Raw genomic sequence first — 16960 nt, 5'->3', positions numbered from 1 at the left:
GCGCGAGGATGCCGGCGGTCACAGGGCATCGAGGAACAGGGCGGGGATATGAGCGATAGCGCAGCGGCAGACATTCTGAACGACCGGCGCGAACGCCGCCGCCTGCCGCTGATCGGCCTGGTGCTCTCCGCGCTCTATGTGCTGGGTCTGATCGTCTATCTGATCATACAGGGCCAGAACCCGGCCGATCTGCAAATGAACGAGCTGGGCGATTTCCTCGGCGGCGTATCCAGCCCGCTCGCCTTCCTGTGGCTGGTCCTGGGCTTTTACCAGCAAAGCCGCGAAATCCGCATGAGCAACCAGGCGCTGCACCTGCAAGCCCGCGAAATGCGCAGGAGCGTGGACGAGCATCGGCGGATTGCGGGCGGGGGCATCGACGAGAGCAAAGGCTGAAACGCCGCCTTTAACAAGCTGAGCGGGCGGCGACTCCAGACCGCGCTCGACATCACGCAGGCGGGGTCGAGCGTTCCTCTGCGCCGTGGCGGTGCAGGATGATGTCGAGGATCGCGGGCCGCTTGCCCTCCTCCCAGGCGCGTTCGTGGAAGAAGAACACCACCGCGTTCACCAGCGGCTCGACCAGCGCGATGCCGCCGGCCAGCGCGAAGGAGCCGGTAAAGGCATAGGCCACGCTGAACCCCACGATCAGATGGAGGGCGAGGAAGCTGAGGGTCTTGGAGAGATTGCGCTGCATGTCCACCGTCCTAGCGCCGCATCGGCATCGGCGGAAACGATCAAACATGCTTTTACTGATCGATTGGGGCGATCAACATCCCCGTTCCGGCACGCTGCGTCACGCGCAGCCATCCTCCTTCATCGGATCATGGCCCCAGTTTTTGAGGCTGTACGCCCAGTCCGATCCCTCCGGCTCATCCGGCACCTGCGCGCAGTGGCGGTTGATATAGCCCACCACCTTGGCCATCCAGTCCCACTGATCGTCCGTCAGATCGGCCTTGTTGGTGCGCTTGATATCGACGATCTTGCGGCCGGATTTGTGCCCGGTCGACTCCCCGCCATCGCTATCGCCGACCGATTTGGACTCGTCCGTATCGAGCCAGTCCTCCAGTGCCTTGGGCGCCATGTTCACCTTGTCGTTGAAGGTGGTGAACAGCTCGTCGCGGTCCTGATCGTCGGCCATGGGGTCTCCTGTGTGTTTCAACAAGAAGGCGTGGGAGGTGTAAGGGGTTCCGTTTTAGGTTTCGTGCCGAACAAGACGACAACGCCGTTTCGTCACGCACGCAATTGCGCCGCGTCAGGTATAAAAACACGCAAGTTAGGGGGCCTATAAAACGTCGACTAGCGCGGTGGTTTAGCAGAAAGTCGCAGAATTGCAGCTAAGGCCCAGATTAAACAAATAAGCGCTAAAGAAGAATATATTAGCCAGCCCAAAAACAACGAAAGTGCTACCGATTTGTCAAGGCGATACATGCTAAAGGCAATGAGTGAGACAAATATCATCCCGCAAAAGCGCCACAGCGTAGATTGAAGAATCCCGATCAACTGCTCTAAGCTTTTTTCGCGGCGAACAAAGTGAAACTGCGGTCCGTCGAGTCTGCCAATCAGGAAGCCCCCCGCGGCGAGGCTGAATCCAAGCAAGGTTGCTGATATTGTTGCTGCCGAAAGGAAAACTCGATCATCCACCGGGATCGAAGATCGAAGCGATGCAAAATAAACAGAAAAGACGCATAATATCAGTATAAATACATCTATTCGCCTTCTGCAATTTAGATAAGCAGACATTACATATCTCGAGAAAAAGCAGAGTCTGTAAGGCGATCAATATTCTCTATGTAAGCCTTCTGCAACAATCTGTATGCTTCTTCTGTATCCACACCAGCGGACCGACTGTTGCTTTTCGCGAACTCCTCTGTCGTAAGCATCTTGCTTTGAAGAATATCGATGTATCTTGCTGTACGACTTTTGCCATCATAGCCGCGAGCGCTAATGGTGTTGAAACGATTAACTTCGTGCGGTCGATTTTTCACCAAGCTAGCAAGCCGTCTTGTGAGCTCTAATAGTCTTTCGCTCCCTTTATCTGCTGTCAGTTTTAGACCGATACGTTTGGTCGCACCTAGCGCTTCAGATGCCTTAATTGCCGCATAGAGCCCGTGGTCAGCTTCTCTAGCAAGTTTGGCTGACTCGGGCGGCAACTCTACTTCTAACATTCGGACTGTATGAAGTTTCCTTACGACCTCAAGAATGTCTCGTTCAAACAAAGTAAGAAATTTTGGCGGGGAGTTCAGTCGACCTTTTTCATGAAAGTAAGGGGTCAACTGTGAAAGCTTTGGTCCATCGGAATTCCACTCGGCCGCGACAAAGCCATCATCAAATATCGTAATGTGAGAGAGATCGGCGAGGCCAGCGTTCTCATCGATATCTAGAGTGCTCAGTTCGCCTGCATGTTCTACTTGAGGAAGTGCGTCTCGCCTTATCTTTCCGAAGCGCATTTTGAGCGGGTACTTCAAGCTATCGGGATAGAGCGCATACCTATTTTTTGACAATGTATCTAATCGATATCTTCCCGAGTCAGTAAACGAAAGTCCACTGATCCGCTCGCACGCGCCAGGTAACGATTCTCTAATTTCAGCGAAGTGCTCAACCCTAAAAAAGTAAATCTTTCTAGAAACTTTTGCAACATCACTTGCCATTAGTTAGGCTCTGTTGACAAACTGATTGGTCCAGAGGCGAGCGGCGGCGATATGTATGAAGCCGAGGTAGCTTGCTGATGTTTTGTCGTATCGGGTTGCGAGACGGCGTGAGCATTTGAGCTTCGCGAAGCACCGTTCGATGCGGTTTCGCAACGCGTAGGTGACGGTGTCGTGGGGTATTGGCTCTTTGCGGTTGGCCTTGGCCGGGATCACCGGCGTTCCGCCACGTAGCGCAATGGTGCTTCGGATATGGTCGCTGTCGTAGCCCCGGTCAGCCAAGAACACGCGAGCCGTCGGTAGGTCATCATCCACCAGAGCATCGAAGCCTTTGAAGTCGGAGACCTCGCCGCCAGTTACTTCCGCCCGGACAGGGAGGCCGTGAGCGTTGGTAATGAGGTGAATTTTGGACGTGAAGCCACCTTTTGAACGGCCAAAACCCTGTCTTTGAGTCCCCCTTTTGCGCCCGCTGCCAAGTGGTGCGCGCGGATAACAGTGCTGTCGATCATCTGGACGCTGTCTGGCACCGCGCCGCTGTCATTGAGGGCATCGAGCACCAACTCCCACAGCCCTAACAAGGTCCAGCGCCGAAACTGGCGATAGACGCTCGACCACTTGCCGAACTCTTCAGGCAGATCACGCCAGGCAGCACCAGTGCGAGCAATCCAGAAAATGCCATCCAGAACAAGCCGGTGGTTGGAGGCAGGCCGACCGCCTTGCCCACGCACCGCCATCAAAAAGGGTTCAAAGAATGCCCACTCCGCATCCTCCATCAGCAACCGCGCCAAGATAACCTCCGCAAAAGCTATCTTGAATCACAACTCAGCCCGTTTGTGAATCCAGTTTGTCAACAGGGCCTAGAAGGGCTCTGTCAGGATTGCCGATGCCCGAACACCATTCTGCGGTAACGCTCGCGGACCCAAATACCTCGTCGAAAGCGCTGTGTGCCGCCACCAGTTCCTTCTCGACAGCGCGCTCCTGTTCCGCACCCGATAGCATATTAGGTGTGACCAAATCCGACACCGAAAAGCGGGGCCATGCATATGAAACCACCGAAACCCGCGCGTCGAGCCTACCAGCCAACATGCGGACCCGGTTCAGTATTTTTACCAGACTGCTGTGCGGGGACGCATCAACGGTCAATTCACGATAAGCCATGGCTCTACTCCGACTTTGTTTCTTTGAACTATAAGCCTCGCCTGGGATTTAGGCGGTACACCAATTATAGCGATGGTAATCTATAAAGCATTCTCATCCTCGAGGCACTCAAGAGCCGAATTGGCACGGGGCTCGGCCGTCTTATCGAGTTAAATCGACGGGGAGATATCTAACGATGTCGCGAGAGCTTCTCGATGATCACACAGTCTGACACACTGCCGCCCCTACAAGACTCCGTAATCTGCAGCAGCTCTTCGCGCAGTGCCGTAAGTTCCGCAAGGCGCTCGTCCACGCTGTGCAAATGCCGATACGCTATATCTGCGGCTTTCTGGCACTCCCCATCCGGCTCGTTTTTCAGCTCCAACAAGGACCGCGCTTCGCCGATTGAGAAGCCCAATTTGCGTGCTCGGCGAATAAACGACAGCCGTTCTATGTCCCGATCCTCGTATGTCCGCTGGCCTGCCGCAGTGCGCGCGGCTTCGGGCATAATACCGATCTCTTCGTAGAATCTGATCGTATTGATCTTGGTGCCCGTCGCCTTTGCAAGGCCTCCGATAAGCATATTCCTTCTCCTTCAACGCTCAAATCGCGAACCATTCGCAATTTTCGCTTGCTCCTACAGTTACTGTAGGTCCTACTTAGGGTGGTATGACGGAAACCGAAACATCCGATTGTGGCTGCACGGGCGACACGCAAAGAGCCGCTGATGATCCTGCCTATCGCCGCGCCTTATGGATCGTGGTCGTGCTCAATCTGGGTTTTGGCGTTATTGAAGCCTTCGGCGGCTTCCTTGCCGACAGCCAGGCGTTGAAGGCCGACGCGCTCGATTTCATCGGTGATGGATCGATCACCTTGATCGGCATCCTCGCGCTTGCCTGGAGTGGCCGGACACGGGCGCGGGTCGCGCTTACTCAAGGCCTCTTCTTGGGAGGACTGGGTCTTGGTGTAATTGGTTTCGCAGTCTGGCGCTCGCTCACCGCCGTGGCGCCCGAGGCGGGATTGATGGGCGGGATTGCCGTCGCGGCATTGGTCGTCAACATCGCTGCCGCGCTGGTGCTCATGCGATTTCGCGATGGCGATGCCCATGTATCGGCGATCTGGCTCTTCAGCCGCAACGACGCGGTTGCGAATGTCGGCGTCATAATTGCCGCGGCGCTCGTCGCATGGACAGGGCAGGCCTGGCCCGATCTGATGGTAGCGGCGATCATTGCACTCATCTTCCTGCACTCGGCTTACCTTATTGTCCGTCGGGCAGTCGATGAACTGAACGCGCAGCATGGCGCAGATGCAGGGGTACCTATTTCGTGACGATACTGCGTGCCCTCGTCGCAAGTCTCATCGCATTCTGCGCTATTGCAAGCGCAGCGCCTGCCTTTGCAGGGACACAGGACGAGGTTCAAACAACCTGGCGCCTGCTCGATTACATCGCAGTGGACTACGCCGAAGCGGTCGAAGACGGCGAAGTCATAAACGCGCTGGAATATGCCGAAATGCTGGAGTTTTCCGCTTCGATCTCCGCGCGCATGACTGCTCTGCCTGCGGGTCCACGACGTAGCGAACTCGTTTCGGAATCCAGAAGCCTTGCCGAGACAATTACCGCGAGGGTGGAGCCGGCAATCGTTTCGCGCGATGCGCGCAGACTGGCGAGCAAGCTCATCGGGGCCTATCCCATACCGCTCGCGCCTGACACGGTTCCCGACCTTGCGCGCGGTGCCGCTCTGTACGCCCAATTCTGCGCCAGCTGTCATGGAATGACCGGTGGCGGTGATGGCCCGGCGGCAGATGGCCTCGATCCTGCACCAATTGCTTTTGATGACGTGGCCCGCGCCCGCGAACGCAGCCTTTTCGCGCTCTACCAAGTCATCGGGCAGGGTCTGGAGGGGACAGCCATGCCCGGTTTTGCGGAACTCTCTGCAAAGGACCGCTGGAGCCTAGCCTATCATACAGGGTCCATCGCGTTTGCAGAAGTGGAGCGCGGAAGAAGGATATGGATTGAAGACGCGTCCATCCGTGCAATCATTCCTGATTTGACGACCCTGTCTGGCCTTACACCAGCAGCAGCAAACGAAGCCATTGGCGCGGACCGGGCAGAGGCAGTCATTGCATTCCTGCGCGCTCATCCCGAAACCCTAGAGAAAGGGACAGCAGGCTCGTTAACTTTAGCTCGCGATCGCTTGCGCGAAAGCCTCGCCGCTTATGAGGCGGGGAATGTGGAGGAGGCGCGCGAACTCGCGCTGTCCGCCTACCTAGACGGTTTCGAGCCGCTGGAGGGAGTTCTAAGCACGCGCGATGCCGGACTTATGGCGTCGATCGAAACCGCCATGGCTGAGCTGAGATCGGCGATTGGCCGGGGAGCGCCGGTGGCAACCGTCGCGCAAAAAGTAAGCGCGCTCGACGATCTGTTCTTCCGGGCCGAAACCGTGCTCGCTTCCGACAATGCCAGCGAGACGGCGGCATTTCTGGGTGCTTTCACGATTTTATTGCGTGAAGGTCTGGAGGCGCTGCTGATCGTGATCGCGATGATCGCATTCCTGCGCAAGGCCGAGAAAACGGAGGTCTTGCGGTACGTTCACGGTGGATGGATTGCCGCGCTGGGTGCCGGCGGACTGACTTGGGCGGCCGCGACATACCTTATCGGGATTAGCGGAGCTGGCCGCGAACTGGTCGAAGGGTTTGGATCGCTCTTTGCCGCTCTCGTTTTGCTTTCGGTCGGCATATGGATGCACGGGAAATCGCAAGCGGGCGAATGGCAACGCTATATCCAGAAGACAATGCAGCGGGCGCTGGGGCGCGGTTCTGCATGGTTCCTGTTCGGCCTCGCCTTTCTTGTGGTCTATCGCGAAGTGTTCGAGACCATCTTGTTCTTCGCAGCGCTTTGGTCGCAAGGGCAGGCCGGAGCGATCTTATCAGGGGCTGGGGCGGCGATCCTGCTCCTCGCGCTCATCGCCTGGGCCATGCTGCGCTACAGTCGGCGACTACCGATCTCGACCTTCTTCGCTTACAGTTCGATCCTGATCGGCATTCTTGCAGTCGTGCTGGCCGGAAAAGGGATCTCCGGGCTGCAAGAAGCTGGGCTGGTCGGTATCACACCGCTTCCGGGCATGCCTCGCGCCCCGATCCTCGGCCTGTCACCGGCCCTTGAGCCTGTGTTGGCGCAGCTGCTCACCGTTGTCTTCATCGGGTTCGCATACTGGCTCAATAAAACGAAAAGCCTGCGGGCTCAGCGTGTCCAAACCGGGAATGGCTGAAGGAACTTCCATGCGCGGCTCGGGAAGGTGATATGATCAATAGACGCTCTATTCTTGGCGGTATGGCGCTTGGCGCTGGCGGTCTTGTATTGGGCGGTCTCGCAATCCGCTCCCAAGGCGGTGGCAGTCAAGCATTCTCCCCCTTCACCGGGGAGGGGTCCTCGCTTGCCATACCACAGCTTTATGCCGGAGAGCGGCGAGACGGCGTACGGACCTTCGATCTTAATCTGCAGGAAGGTGTATCCCGCTTTTTCGAAGGCCTGGAAACGCCCACAATCGGTATCAATCAGCCATTTCTTGGCCCAACGCTTGAGATGCACGATGGCGAGAGTGTGCAAATGAATGTGCGAAGCGCGCTTTCGGAGACCGCGACGGTCCATTGGCATGGGTTTCATTTGCCGGCGCGCGCCGATGGCGGGCCGCATCAACCCATCGAGCCAGGGGGCAGCTGGACCGCGGAATTCGACGTTCGCCAGCGTGGTTCAATGTTCTGGTATCATTCGCATGCTCACCGACGTTCGGGACCGCAAGTCTATCAGGGACTGGCCGGGATGATCTATGTCCGCGACCAGGCGTCCGAAGCGCTCGACCTTCCGAACGATTATGGGGTCGATGATATACCGCTGGTCATCCAGGACCGTGCTTTCGCAAGCGATGGCAGCTTCATTTACTCGACGCGCATGCGCAACGTCATGATGGGAATGATGGGCGACACGATGCTGGTTAATGGCGTGGTCGAACCCGTTTTCGAGGCCAAGACGGACCGCTTGCGACTCCGCCTGGTCAATGGCTCAAATGCGCGGTTTTATCGTTTCGGCTTTGATGATGGCCGCAGTTTCCACCAGATCGGAAGTGATGGGGGTTTGCTCGAGGCGCCCGTGCAAACCGACAACGTCGTCCTCGCCCCCGGAGAACGCGCGCAGGTGATCGTCGATGTCAGCGATGGCAGGCCGGTTTCGCTAGTCGCTGACGGTCTGGAAATCATGGACATGGGCATGAGAGGCATGGGCGGAAATAGGGGCCGGGACATGATGGGTTCGGACCGCATGCGCGGATCTGAACGGCCTATGGGCGATTGGATGAACGGCGAACGCGAGAGCCGCGGCGGAATGATGGGCGGCGGGATGATGGATGAACGACGCCGTTTTACCATATTGGACATCCGTCCTGCCGAGCGCCGGAGCCAAGTGATCACGATGCCGCGCAGGCTCGCCACATTGCCTCGGATAGACCCCACTGCTGCGGTACGCACGCGCCGTTTCGTGCTCGAGATGGGCATGGGTATGCGCATGATGCGCGGCGGCGGATTTACAATCAACGGCAGATCGATGGACATGCAGCGCATCGACGAGTCGGTGAAGGTCGGCACGACCGAAATCTGGCAGGTCGAAAACGCCTCCATGATGGCGCACCCATTTCATATTCACGATGTGCAATTCCGTATTATCGACAGGGATGGCCGCGCACCGGCGGCGGCTGAACAGGGGCTCAAGGACACGGTTGTGGTATTTCCTGGCGAGGCCGTAAGGCTACTCTTGCGGTTCGAAGATTATACCGATCCCGATTTGCCTTATATGTATCATTGCCACATTCTCGAACATGAAGATGCCGGGATGATGGGGCAATTCGTTGTCACCTCCTAAACAAAGCCGAGGGCTCGAAACCAATTCGGGACAAACATCTGGACATACAATTACAAGAGAAAGATTCAGTTCATGAAAGCAACCGATCTCATGGTCGCCGCCCTCGAAGCCGAAGGCGTAGAATATGTCTTCGCCGTGCCGGGCGAAGAGAATCTGGATCTTCTTGAATCGCTCCGCACTTCGTCGATCAAGCTGGTGGTCACGCGTCACGAACAAGGCGCGGGCTTCATGGCGGCCACTTATGGACGTCTGACCGGCAAAGCCGGGGTGTGTCTGGCAACCTTGGGGCCGGGCGCGACCAATCTCACGACACCAGCGGCCTATGCCGCTCTCGGGGCCTTTCCTCTTGTCATCATTACCGGACAAAAACCCATCAAGGTCTCGAAGCAGGCACAATTCCAGATCGTCGATGTCGTTTCGCTATTCACCCCCTTGTGCAAGATGGCCAAGCAGATCGTCAATGGCGAACGGATCCCGTCGCTGGTTCGCGAAGGCTTCAGGAGAGCGCAAGAAGAGCGGCCTGGCGCGGTTTTGCTGGAATTGCCGGAAGATATTGCGGATGAAGAAACGTCCGAACCTGTCGTTGCGCCCCATCCGCGCCAATATGCCGTGGCCGGAGATACAGCGCTCGATGAAGCGGCTGAGCGCATTCTGTCCGCAGAACGCCCGCTGCTGCTGATCGGTGCCGGCGCCAACAGGCGCAGCGCTTGCAAGGCGCTGCGCCTGTTCGTCGACGAGACGCAGTTTCCTTTCTTCAATACGCAGATGGGCAAAGGCGTGCTCGACGAAGCAAACCCGCTGTATCTTGGAACCGCGGCGCTGTCGTCGAACGACTATGTTCATTGCGCCATCGACCGCGCGGACCTTATCGTCAATATCGGCCATGACGTGGTCGAAAAACCGCCCTTCTTCATGGAGCCCGGCGGACGCACCGTCATTCATATCAATTACAAGGCGGCCGAGGTCGACCAGGTCTACTTCCCGCAGCTTGAAGTCATCGGCGATATCGCCGGTTCAGTGGAACGATTGGGAACCCGGCTTCGTGGCAAACAGCCGAGTGACCCGGCAGCCTATGCCAATGTCCATGAGGACATCGCTGCACATATCCGCCGCGGCAGCGACGATCGCCGATTTCCGATGGTGCCCCAGCGTATCGTCGCCGACGTGCGGAAGGTCATGGAACGGAACGACATCGTCGCACTCGATAACGGCATCTACAAAATCTGGTTCGCTCGTAATTACATAGCTCACGAACCCAATACCGTGTTGCTCGACAATGCGCTCGCGACGATGGGGGCGGGCTTGCCCTCGGCGATGATGGCAGCGATGTTGTCGCCGAATCGCCGGGTACTCGCCGTTTGCGGCGACGGCGGTTTTATGATGAACTCGCAGGAGGTGGAAACTGCGGTCAGGCTGGGCCTCAACTTGGTGGTGCTCATTCTCAACGACTCCGCTTACGGTATGATCCGGTGGAAGCAGGAACAGCTTGGCTTCCCCGATTACGGACTGAGTTTCGCCAACCCGGACTTCGTCACCTACGCCAAAAGTTATGGCGCAACCGGCCACCGCGTCGCCAGCAGCGAGGCACTGATTCCTACTTTGAACGAGGCCTTTGAAAGCGGCGGCGTCCATCTCGTGGATCTACCGGTCGACTATTCGGAAAACCGAAAGGTGCTCATCGATGAACTTGGTGCGATGGAATGCCCACAGTGAGCTGGCAGGTTCTCAATCCCTTCGGCCAGGAACCCATCGGCAGTGTGGAGCTGGTTGGTTGGCCGCAGGTCGATCGCTGGCTGGATGAAGCGAGCGCGCTGCATGCAAATCGCAAGGCGCTGCTTCCCATCCACGAACGGATTGCCATCCTGCAGCGCGCCAGTGCGCTGATGCGCGAACGCGACGAGGCGCTAGCACTGCAAATCGCGCGCGAGGGCGGGAAACCCATCGTCGATGCGCGTGTGGAAACGAGCCGGGCAATTCAAAGCGTCGAGTTGTGCGCGCACGAACTTTTCGCCAGCGGAGGCCGTGAAATCCCCATGGACCTGACCCAGGCGGGCGAAGGACGAAAAGCCTACACATTCCGCGAGCCAATTGGACCGGTCGTGGCGATTTCGGCTTTCAACCATCCGCTTAATCTGATCGCGCATCAGGTCGGTCCAGCAGTGGCGACGGGCTGCCCCGTCCTGGTGAAACCGGCCAAGGACACACCGCTTTCCTGCCAGAGCTTTGTTGAGATCCTGTACGAAGCCGGTCTGGATGAACACTGGTGCCGCTTCGCGCCGTGTACGGACGATGTTGCCGAGCGGATGGTCACCGATCCGCGCACGGCGTTCTTCTCGTTCATTGGATCGGCCAGGGTGGGATGGATGCTGCGCTCCAAGCTCGCGCCGGGGACACGCCTAGCCCTCGAACATGGAGGTGCAGCACCGGTTATTATCGACGAGCAGGTTCCGCACGATGTCGTGATCCCGGCGCTCCTGAAAGGCGGTTACTATCATTCAGGCCAAGTTTGCGTATCGGTCCAGCGCGTGTTCGTGCCGCAAAACGAATTGGCGGATTTCGCGGCCAAACTCGGGGCGGGCGCGGAAAAGCTGGTGGTCGGCGATCCGGTTCGCGATGACACCCAATGCGGCCCTCTCATTCGGCCCGCCGAAGTCGATCGCATCGAGACCTGGGTCGATGCGGCCGTCCAGGGTGGTGCCAGCATTGTCGCGGGAGGGAAGCGCATCGGTCCCACCCTGTACCGCCCAACGGTCCTTGTGAACCCAGCCCGCGATGCCAAGGTCTCTCAGGAGGAGGTTTTTGGACCCCTTATCTGTGTCTACGGATACGATTCCATCGATACCGCTATCGAGCAGGCGAACGCGTTGCCTTACGCCTTTCAGGCAGCCGTCTTTACCGAGCGGGTGCACATAGCAGATTATTGCGTCGATGCGCTGGCCGCCTCTGCCGTAATGGTCAACGATCATACCGCTTTTCGTGTCGACTGGATGCCGTTTGCCGGTCGCCGGCAGTCCGGTCTCGGAACTGGCGGCATCGGCTATACGATGGCGGATATGAGCACGGAGAAGATGGTGGTCAAAAACACTCCGTCGGGTTCTTTCGCTCCCGAGGTAAGCGGCTGATCGGTGGTTCGTAGCATTGCACGAGCATGCGACCATTGCCGCTTCGCGGTACCAGCTTTTCATGAGTGGTTGGAGCTTGCTGCCCTCACGCGGCAGCGCAGCGGCTACATAAGAGTCCCACGCCCAATACTCTTGAAAAGAAGGAGAACAAAATGACGTTGGCATCCGCGAAAAAAGCCGCACTCGCCATCATCCCGGCGACATTCGTGCTCGACCAGCTATCCAAGGCGGCAACACACGGTTTGGTTGGAGCGGGCAATGTCATGGTAGTATTTCCGGGCTTCAATCTTGTCGCCTTTACAAACAGCGGTGTTGCGTTCGGCCTAGCTGGTGACGCGGCACCCGTGATCCTTATTGCGATTGGAATAATACTTTCCGGATTGCTCGGAGCCTGGCTGTTCCGAACGCAATCTACCGCGCATTCGGTCGGCCTCGGGCTCGCCATCGGCGGAGCATTGAGCAACGTTGCGGATAGGCTGATGTTTGGCGCGGTGAGGGACTATATCGACCTATTCTGGGGCACGCATCATTGGCCCGCATTCAATCTGGCCGATATCGCAATTGTGATCGGACTATCCCTATTGGTCTTGGTGGGCGAGGAACAGCCAGAAACCGGCGAAGCCAAACATATTTGACTTCGCCAAATCAGAAAGCCGACGGGGATTGTCCCGACAATTACGACAGCAGGTCAGGCGAGGTTCCTTGCGCCCCCAAGAGGAGCAATTGCAGATACGTTTCTCGCGACAATCTTTCCGTCGCGGCTAGGCGGCGCTTCATCGCGAGACGCCTTGAAGCTCCAGTAACTGTAGCAGCCATTTAAACAACGTACCGAGACATCTATCAAAAGGAGACTTTATAAATCTTAGAGATGGATGCTAGTATAACCTACATTCAAAAATCCACCGAAACCGACGCCTTCACTGTGCGCGGACGACCTTGTAAAAGTGCTGCCGAAAAGCTGTCAAACGCTGATGCCCAATAGCGGTCATTCGCGATATTATCGATTGTCGCACGTAGCGTGACCGGCGTATTGCCCGCCGCAAAAACATATCGCGCACCAACATCGAAGCGAGTCCAGTCATTGATCTCCAGCGTGTTTGCCGTATCCACCCATTGATCGGATGTGTGAACGGCTCTGCCTGTTAGCGTCATGCCGGGAACGAAAGGAAGATCCCATTCGATGTCCGCATTCGCCGTGAAATCGGCAACGCCGGGAACTGCATTGCCGCCATCGAGCTCGGCATCGGTAATCGCCGCACCGGCGATGAGACGCAGGTTCGGCGCGATCTCGCCATTGACGGTCAGTTCCAGCCCCTGGTGGCGTTGATCGCCAAGGTAGCCGAAGCTGCCGTCAGGCAAAATACCTTCGCCTGGACGCTCAATGTGATAGGCCGCAAGACTTGCGAACAGGGTGCCGAAGCGAACCTTGCCTCCCAGCTCATATTGGACCGACCGACGCGGAGCCAGTGTCTCACCCGGATTGGTCACGATCAATGGGTCCAGCGGAGCGCTAGGCCCCTGTTGCAGGGCCTCGATCCGGTTGGCGAAAAACGACAGGCCGGGCGCTGGCTTGACCACGAGACCCACCACCGGCGTTATTGCATCCTCCTGATAGATCGAGTCCAGATCACCGCCATTGTAGTAGTTGAAGTTCTGCTGGCGGATCGCCTGCAAACGAAGACCGCCGGTCAGCAGAATGCGATCATCCCAGAAACCCACGGTGTCGGACACAAAAGCGCTTAGCAAGCGCGTGTCGGTGATCGGAAACGGATCGTCCAGATCGCCGCCGACGAAGCCGGTGCCCGGCACGGTGACTTGGGGTGTGTCGTAAAGATTGGTGCCAAACCCGCCGAAACCGCCTAGGAAATCGAAGGCATTGCGGTTGGTCTGCCAGTTGGCGTTGCCGCCAAAGTTGATCTCGTGGGTTACTGTCGATCCAAGCGCGATGCGCATCCCTGCTTCGACCGCCTCATTATTGTCGGTGCGAGGGACCAGCAGAGCGCTGCCAGTTGCATCACCTGTGACCGCATCGTTCACGGTGATGCCGCTATAGATGCCGTCTTCCCGGCCATCGCGAGCACCGGCGCGCGCATACAGCAAGACATTGTCGGCAACATCATATTCAAGCGAAAGCGTACCGAAGACATCACGCAAATCGCTGAAGGTAAAATCCTGCGCATAGTTCGCGTCGGCGTCGGGCACGGTCGGTATCGCTTCGCTGGCGATTGTGACCTTGGGCCGCAGGCTGTCCACGCGGATTTCCTGATACGCCAAATCCAAGGCGGCACGAAAAGGCCCGCTATCAAAATCCAGCGCCGCACCGAGCACGAGCGCCTTGCGATCTTCCCGGTCGATTGCAACTTCTCCGCTGCGATAGGCACCATTCACCCGCAGTCCCCACTCGCCGCCTTCGCCCATGCGGCGCGCAACATCGAAACTGCCGCCGAAATGCGTATCGCTGCTGTAGCCCGCCGTGACCCGGTTGAGCGGGTCGTTTCCAGCGCGCTTCAATTGCAGATTGACGCTGCCACCAAGCCCCGATCCGCCGGGCGCTGCGCCGTTGAGAAACGCGCTCGCGCCGTTCAGCACCTGCACGCTGTCAAAAAGCTCCGGCGCGACGAGCTGGCGCGGGGCGACGCCGTATAGTCCGTTCAGGCCGACATCGTCCCCGAACAGCGGAAAGCCGCGCACCACGAACTGCTCCGCCGCATTACCAAAGCCGAAAGTGGTGCGGATCGTGGGATCGTTCTCCAGAACATCGCCCAAGGTCTGCGGCTGCTGGTTGAGTATGAGGGTTTCATCGTAACTTCGGATTGTAAACGGAAGGTCTTCCGCCGGTTTGTCGCCAAGCGCACCTGCATCACCACTGTTGAGCACGACGGAAGCGTTATCGGCCTGAGCGGTCACGACGATAATGTTCTCCTCACCGTCCTGCTGCGCATAGGCAGGACATGCCAGTGCAGTACTGATGGCGATGGTGGAAAGGGCGGAGAGGCGATACATCATCCATTGTCTTTCGTTTCAGGTTTTTGTGAGAGTTTTGGTGATTGTCGCCGCTTGAAGGCGATGAGGATTGCGATTGGAGCGCCTGACACGAACACCCATGCGAAGCCCTCGCGCCAACCGTCGCCGGTCAGGCCGATAACAAGACCAACAACCGTCAATGAGGCGATAACAGCTGGCCATGCGAAGATCGCCGAAGACCGACGGCGGCGAACAGGTCGAGTTGTCATTTCAAATTCGCCGCATGTGGATGCGCTTGCAGGATTTCCGAGACGCGGCGATCGACATGGCCAGAACCGCGCCGCAGCCAGAGCATAACGCCGGTCCACAGCACCCAGATCGTCACGAGGGTAAGAAGCGCCCAAAGCAGCTTGAGCGGAAGGCCCCCATAATCGCCAAAGTGCAGCGGTTTGGACAACATGAGTGCTTGGTTGATGATCGGCATGGATGCCGCATCGGTCAGTTCACCGGTCTCGGCATCGACGAGGGCCGGGGTCAGAACATGGCTGGTGAGCGGCCGATCGCCCTGAAAGAAGATCGCGTAGTGATGACCGCTGCTCCATGCTCCGCCGGGAAAACCGATGAATTGCGGCGAAAGACCGGGTAATGCTGTCTGGGCAGCGGCCATGGCAGCATCGATTGATCCGTAATCACTTGGGACAAGAGGCGCAGACCCCTCGTAGGCGGCAGTCATCTCCGCCAGCTCGCCTTCGCGCCACGCATCGGTCAGCGGATCGGCAAAGGCGTTGATCGCGCCGGTGAGGCCAATCACCAGTGCCCATCCAAGAGTCACGATGCCGAGGAAATTATGCTGGTCGAGACGGCCCAGGCGCTTGGTTCGACCCGTCCGCAAGGTAGCGAAAGGCAGACGCCGCATGAATGGCGCGTAGAGCACGGTGCCGGAAACAAGCGACAGGACGAATGCGAGGCCCATCACGCCGAGAAACAGCATCCCGGGGAGGCCAAGCATCAGATCGGTATGGAGCGACAGGACGATGTCCATGACGCCGCCCGAAGGTGCAGGGCCAAGGGTTTGTCCGCTCGTTCTGTCGAAAAACAGCAAGGTCATATCCTCTCCTGCTGCATCGGGAGAAGGGCCTGTCGTCACAGTAAGCAGCGGGCTGTCCTGACTGAAAGCCATAAACAGCGGAACCTCATCGGGACGGTCGGCAAGCGCCGTAGCCAGCACCTCATCCAGCGGCAGACCCGCCTGTGCGGAAGGTGCGCCCGCCAGAGTACTGTCGTAGTCCTCATCGAAGGCCGCGTCGATCTCGTCGTGGAAGATGAGCGGGAGGCCCGTGACGCACAGCATCAGGAGGAACAGCGTCGATACGATGCTGCTCCACTTGTGAGTAAGATACCAAATTCTGATCGCGTCGCGGGTCACTGCCATGCCAATATGGCGGCAATGGGACAACGTCAATGCGAATGATTATCAATAGCAGAGTACTGAATGGAAGGATGTACGCGAAGGCCCAGATCGCGTCGCTCCGTGCTCGTCGTCCCGAAGGAAGTCTTGCGATCCATCCAGATAATGCGGCAAACCGAGACTGCTAAATATGCTCGATCTCGCGGAACCTCTGGTGTCTCACGGTTCAAAGTCGGCACAAATGCGAGCCAAGGGAAGGAACTCCGCGACGAAGATGAACGAAATCAATTGCTCTTGGTGCCTTCTTTTACGCGCGGGTGCTTGTCGGACCCGCCTTTTCCGACTTGATTCATAGCTCCCAAGGCAGCTCTCTGACGACGCTCATCCTCACTTTACATAATAGAACAATATGGTAACAGCGGCCATGCTAGAAGGGTAGGGTTGGAGCTTATGATGCGATTTCGGAACCGTCGTGAACCGACCTATAGAGCCGATCCATTTCCGCGTCGAAGCGTGCCCACAATGCTTCACCTTCTTCACCCAGAAGCGTCGCAGCAGCCCGAAAACCGTTCTCTTCGTGGATGGCAGCAAGCTCATCATCCCAGCAGAACTGCGACTCGGCTTGCAAGCGCACCAACACAGCCTCTAGCCGCTGACGCACTCGCGCTAAGACATCAGACGATACCGCCTCACGGGCCTTCGGTGTATTCTGGAACATATCGACTTGGGTATACGCCATCAATTGGCTCTACGCTGCGACGTTGCGATGTGCAAT

General features: G+C 57.8%; 17 protein-coding genes. 7 read left to right on the top strand and 10 right to left on the bottom strand.

Going from position 1 to position 16960, the window contains the following annotated elements; genetic code table 11:
• Window positions 1-48 precede the first annotated feature (48 nt).
• Window positions 49-393, top strand: a complete 345-nt coding sequence (locus G410_RS0107455; RefSeq protein WP_022673027.1) for a hypothetical protein — start codon at window positions 49-51, stop codon at window positions 391-393.
• Between the two features lie 52 nt (window positions 394-445).
• Here the strand turns inward: G410_RS0107455 and G410_RS16000 are convergent, their stop codons facing one another.
• The 6 genes from G410_RS16000 to G410_RS0107425 all read right to left on the bottom strand — a co-directional run bounded on the left by G410_RS16000 (window position 446) and on the right by G410_RS0107425 (window position 4362).
• A complete protein-coding gene (locus G410_RS16000) occupies window positions 446-691 on the bottom strand; it encodes a DUF2061 domain-containing protein (protein WP_022673026.1) in 246 nt (81 codons plus the stop codon).
• A gap of 99 nt (window positions 692-790) precedes the next feature.
• Complete coding sequence (locus tag G410_RS0107445; RefSeq protein WP_022673025.1) at window positions 791-1135, bottom strand: DUF3140 domain-containing protein; 345 nt, start codon at window positions 1133-1135, stop codon at window positions 791-793.
• A 601-nt stretch (window positions 1136-1736) separates the two neighbouring features.
• Entirely contained in the window at window positions 1737-2645 is a 909-nt protein-coding gene (locus G410_RS17975) for a hypothetical protein (RefSeq protein WP_156851892.1), read from the bottom strand.
• 3 nt (window positions 2646-2648) lie between these two features.
• Window positions 2649-3415 (bottom strand): IS5 family transposase gene (locus G410_RS17685; protein ID WP_413840884.1). Its coding sequence is split into 2 segments (ribosomal slippage): window positions 2649-3094 and window positions 3094-3415, totalling 768 coding nucleotides; the frame shifts between segments, so codons are not numbered across the junction.
• Window positions 3416-3464: 49 nt separating this feature from the next.
• Complete coding sequence (locus G410_RS0107430) at window positions 3465-3800, bottom strand: hypothetical protein (RefSeq protein ID WP_028971191.1); 336 nt, start codon at window positions 3798-3800, stop codon at window positions 3465-3467.
• A gap of 169 nt (window positions 3801-3969) precedes the next feature.
• Window positions 3970-4362, bottom strand: coding sequence for a MerR family transcriptional regulator (locus G410_RS0107425; protein WP_022673024.1), 393 nt, complete (start codon window positions 4360-4362; stop codon window positions 3970-3972).
• Between the two features lie 86 nt (window positions 4363-4448).
• Here G410_RS0107425 and G410_RS0107420 point away from each other — a divergent pair, with 86 nt between their 5' ends.
• Window positions 4449-5108, top strand: coding sequence for a cation efflux transmembrane domain-containing protein (locus G410_RS0107420; protein ID WP_022673023.1), 660 nt, complete (start codon window positions 4449-4451; stop codon window positions 5106-5108).
• Complete coding sequence (locus G410_RS15995; protein ID WP_022673022.1) at window positions 5105-7048, top strand: cytochrome c/FTR1 family iron permease; 1944 nt, start codon at window positions 5105-5107, stop codon at window positions 7046-7048. Before G410_RS0107420 ends, G410_RS15995 begins: the two co-directional genes overlap by 4 nt.
• On the opposite strand, the gene G410_RS18285 is transcribed toward G410_RS15995, so the two are convergent.
• A complete protein-coding gene (locus G410_RS18285) occupies window positions 7021-7434 on the bottom strand; it encodes a hypothetical protein (RefSeq protein ID WP_245559331.1) in 414 nt (137 codons plus the stop codon). The genes G410_RS15995 and G410_RS18285 overlap by 28 nt on opposite strands.
• On the opposite strand from G410_RS18285, the gene G410_RS15985 reads away from it, so the two are divergent.
• From G410_RS15985 to lspA, 4 genes are all read left to right on the top strand, one after another.
• Window positions 7324-8691 carry a multicopper oxidase family protein gene (locus G410_RS15985; protein WP_342662465.1) on the top strand — a complete coding sequence of 456 codons (1368 nt, stop codon included), beginning with the start codon at window positions 7324-7326 and terminating at the stop codon, window positions 8689-8691. The two genes, G410_RS18285 and G410_RS15985, sit on opposite strands and share 111 nt — an antisense overlap.
• A 72-nt stretch (window positions 8692-8763) precedes the next feature.
• Window positions 8764-10404, top strand: coding sequence for an acetolactate synthase large subunit (locus G410_RS0107405; protein WP_022673020.1), 1641 nt, complete (start codon window positions 8764-8766; stop codon window positions 10402-10404).
• Window positions 10401-11813, top strand: a complete 1413-nt coding sequence (locus G410_RS0107400; protein WP_022673019.1) for an aldehyde dehydrogenase family protein — start codon at window positions 10401-10403, stop codon at window positions 11811-11813. The genes G410_RS0107405 and G410_RS0107400 overlap by 4 nt, the downstream gene beginning before the upstream one ends.
• A gap of 152 nt (window positions 11814-11965) precedes the next feature.
• Entirely contained in the window at window positions 11966-12448 is a 483-nt protein-coding gene (lspA, locus tag G410_RS0107395; protein WP_022673018.1) for a signal peptidase II, read from the top strand.
• Window positions 12449-12704: 256 nt separating this feature from the next.
• On the opposite strand, the gene G410_RS0107390 is transcribed toward lspA, so the two are convergent.
• The 3 genes from G410_RS0107390 to G410_RS0107380 all read right to left on the bottom strand — a co-directional run bounded on the left by G410_RS0107390 (window position 12705) and on the right by G410_RS0107380 (window position 16924).
• Window positions 12705-14819: a TonB-dependent receptor gene (locus G410_RS0107390; protein WP_028971188.1), complete on the bottom strand. Its 2115-nt coding sequence runs from the start codon at window positions 14817-14819 to the stop codon at window positions 12705-12707.
• Window positions 14820-15042: 223 nt separating this feature from the next.
• Entirely contained in the window at window positions 15043-16209 is a 1167-nt protein-coding gene (locus G410_RS0107385) for a PepSY-associated TM helix domain-containing protein (RefSeq protein WP_022673016.1), read from the bottom strand.
• A 424-nt stretch (window positions 16210-16633) separates the two neighbouring features.
• A complete protein-coding gene (locus G410_RS0107380) occupies window positions 16634-16924 on the bottom strand; it encodes a hypothetical protein (protein ID WP_022673015.1) in 291 nt (96 codons plus the stop codon).
• Window positions 16925-16960 lie beyond the last annotated feature (36 nt).

It is taken from the genome of Novosphingopyxis baekryungensis DSM 16222 (genome assembly GCF_000420305.1).
Classification (GTDB): Bacteria; Pseudomonadota; Alphaproteobacteria; order Sphingomonadales; family Sphingomonadaceae; genus Novosphingopyxis; species Novosphingopyxis baekryungensis.
Note: the sequence above shows the minus strand (reverse complement) of the source record. Positions and strands in the feature narration are given on the sequence as shown.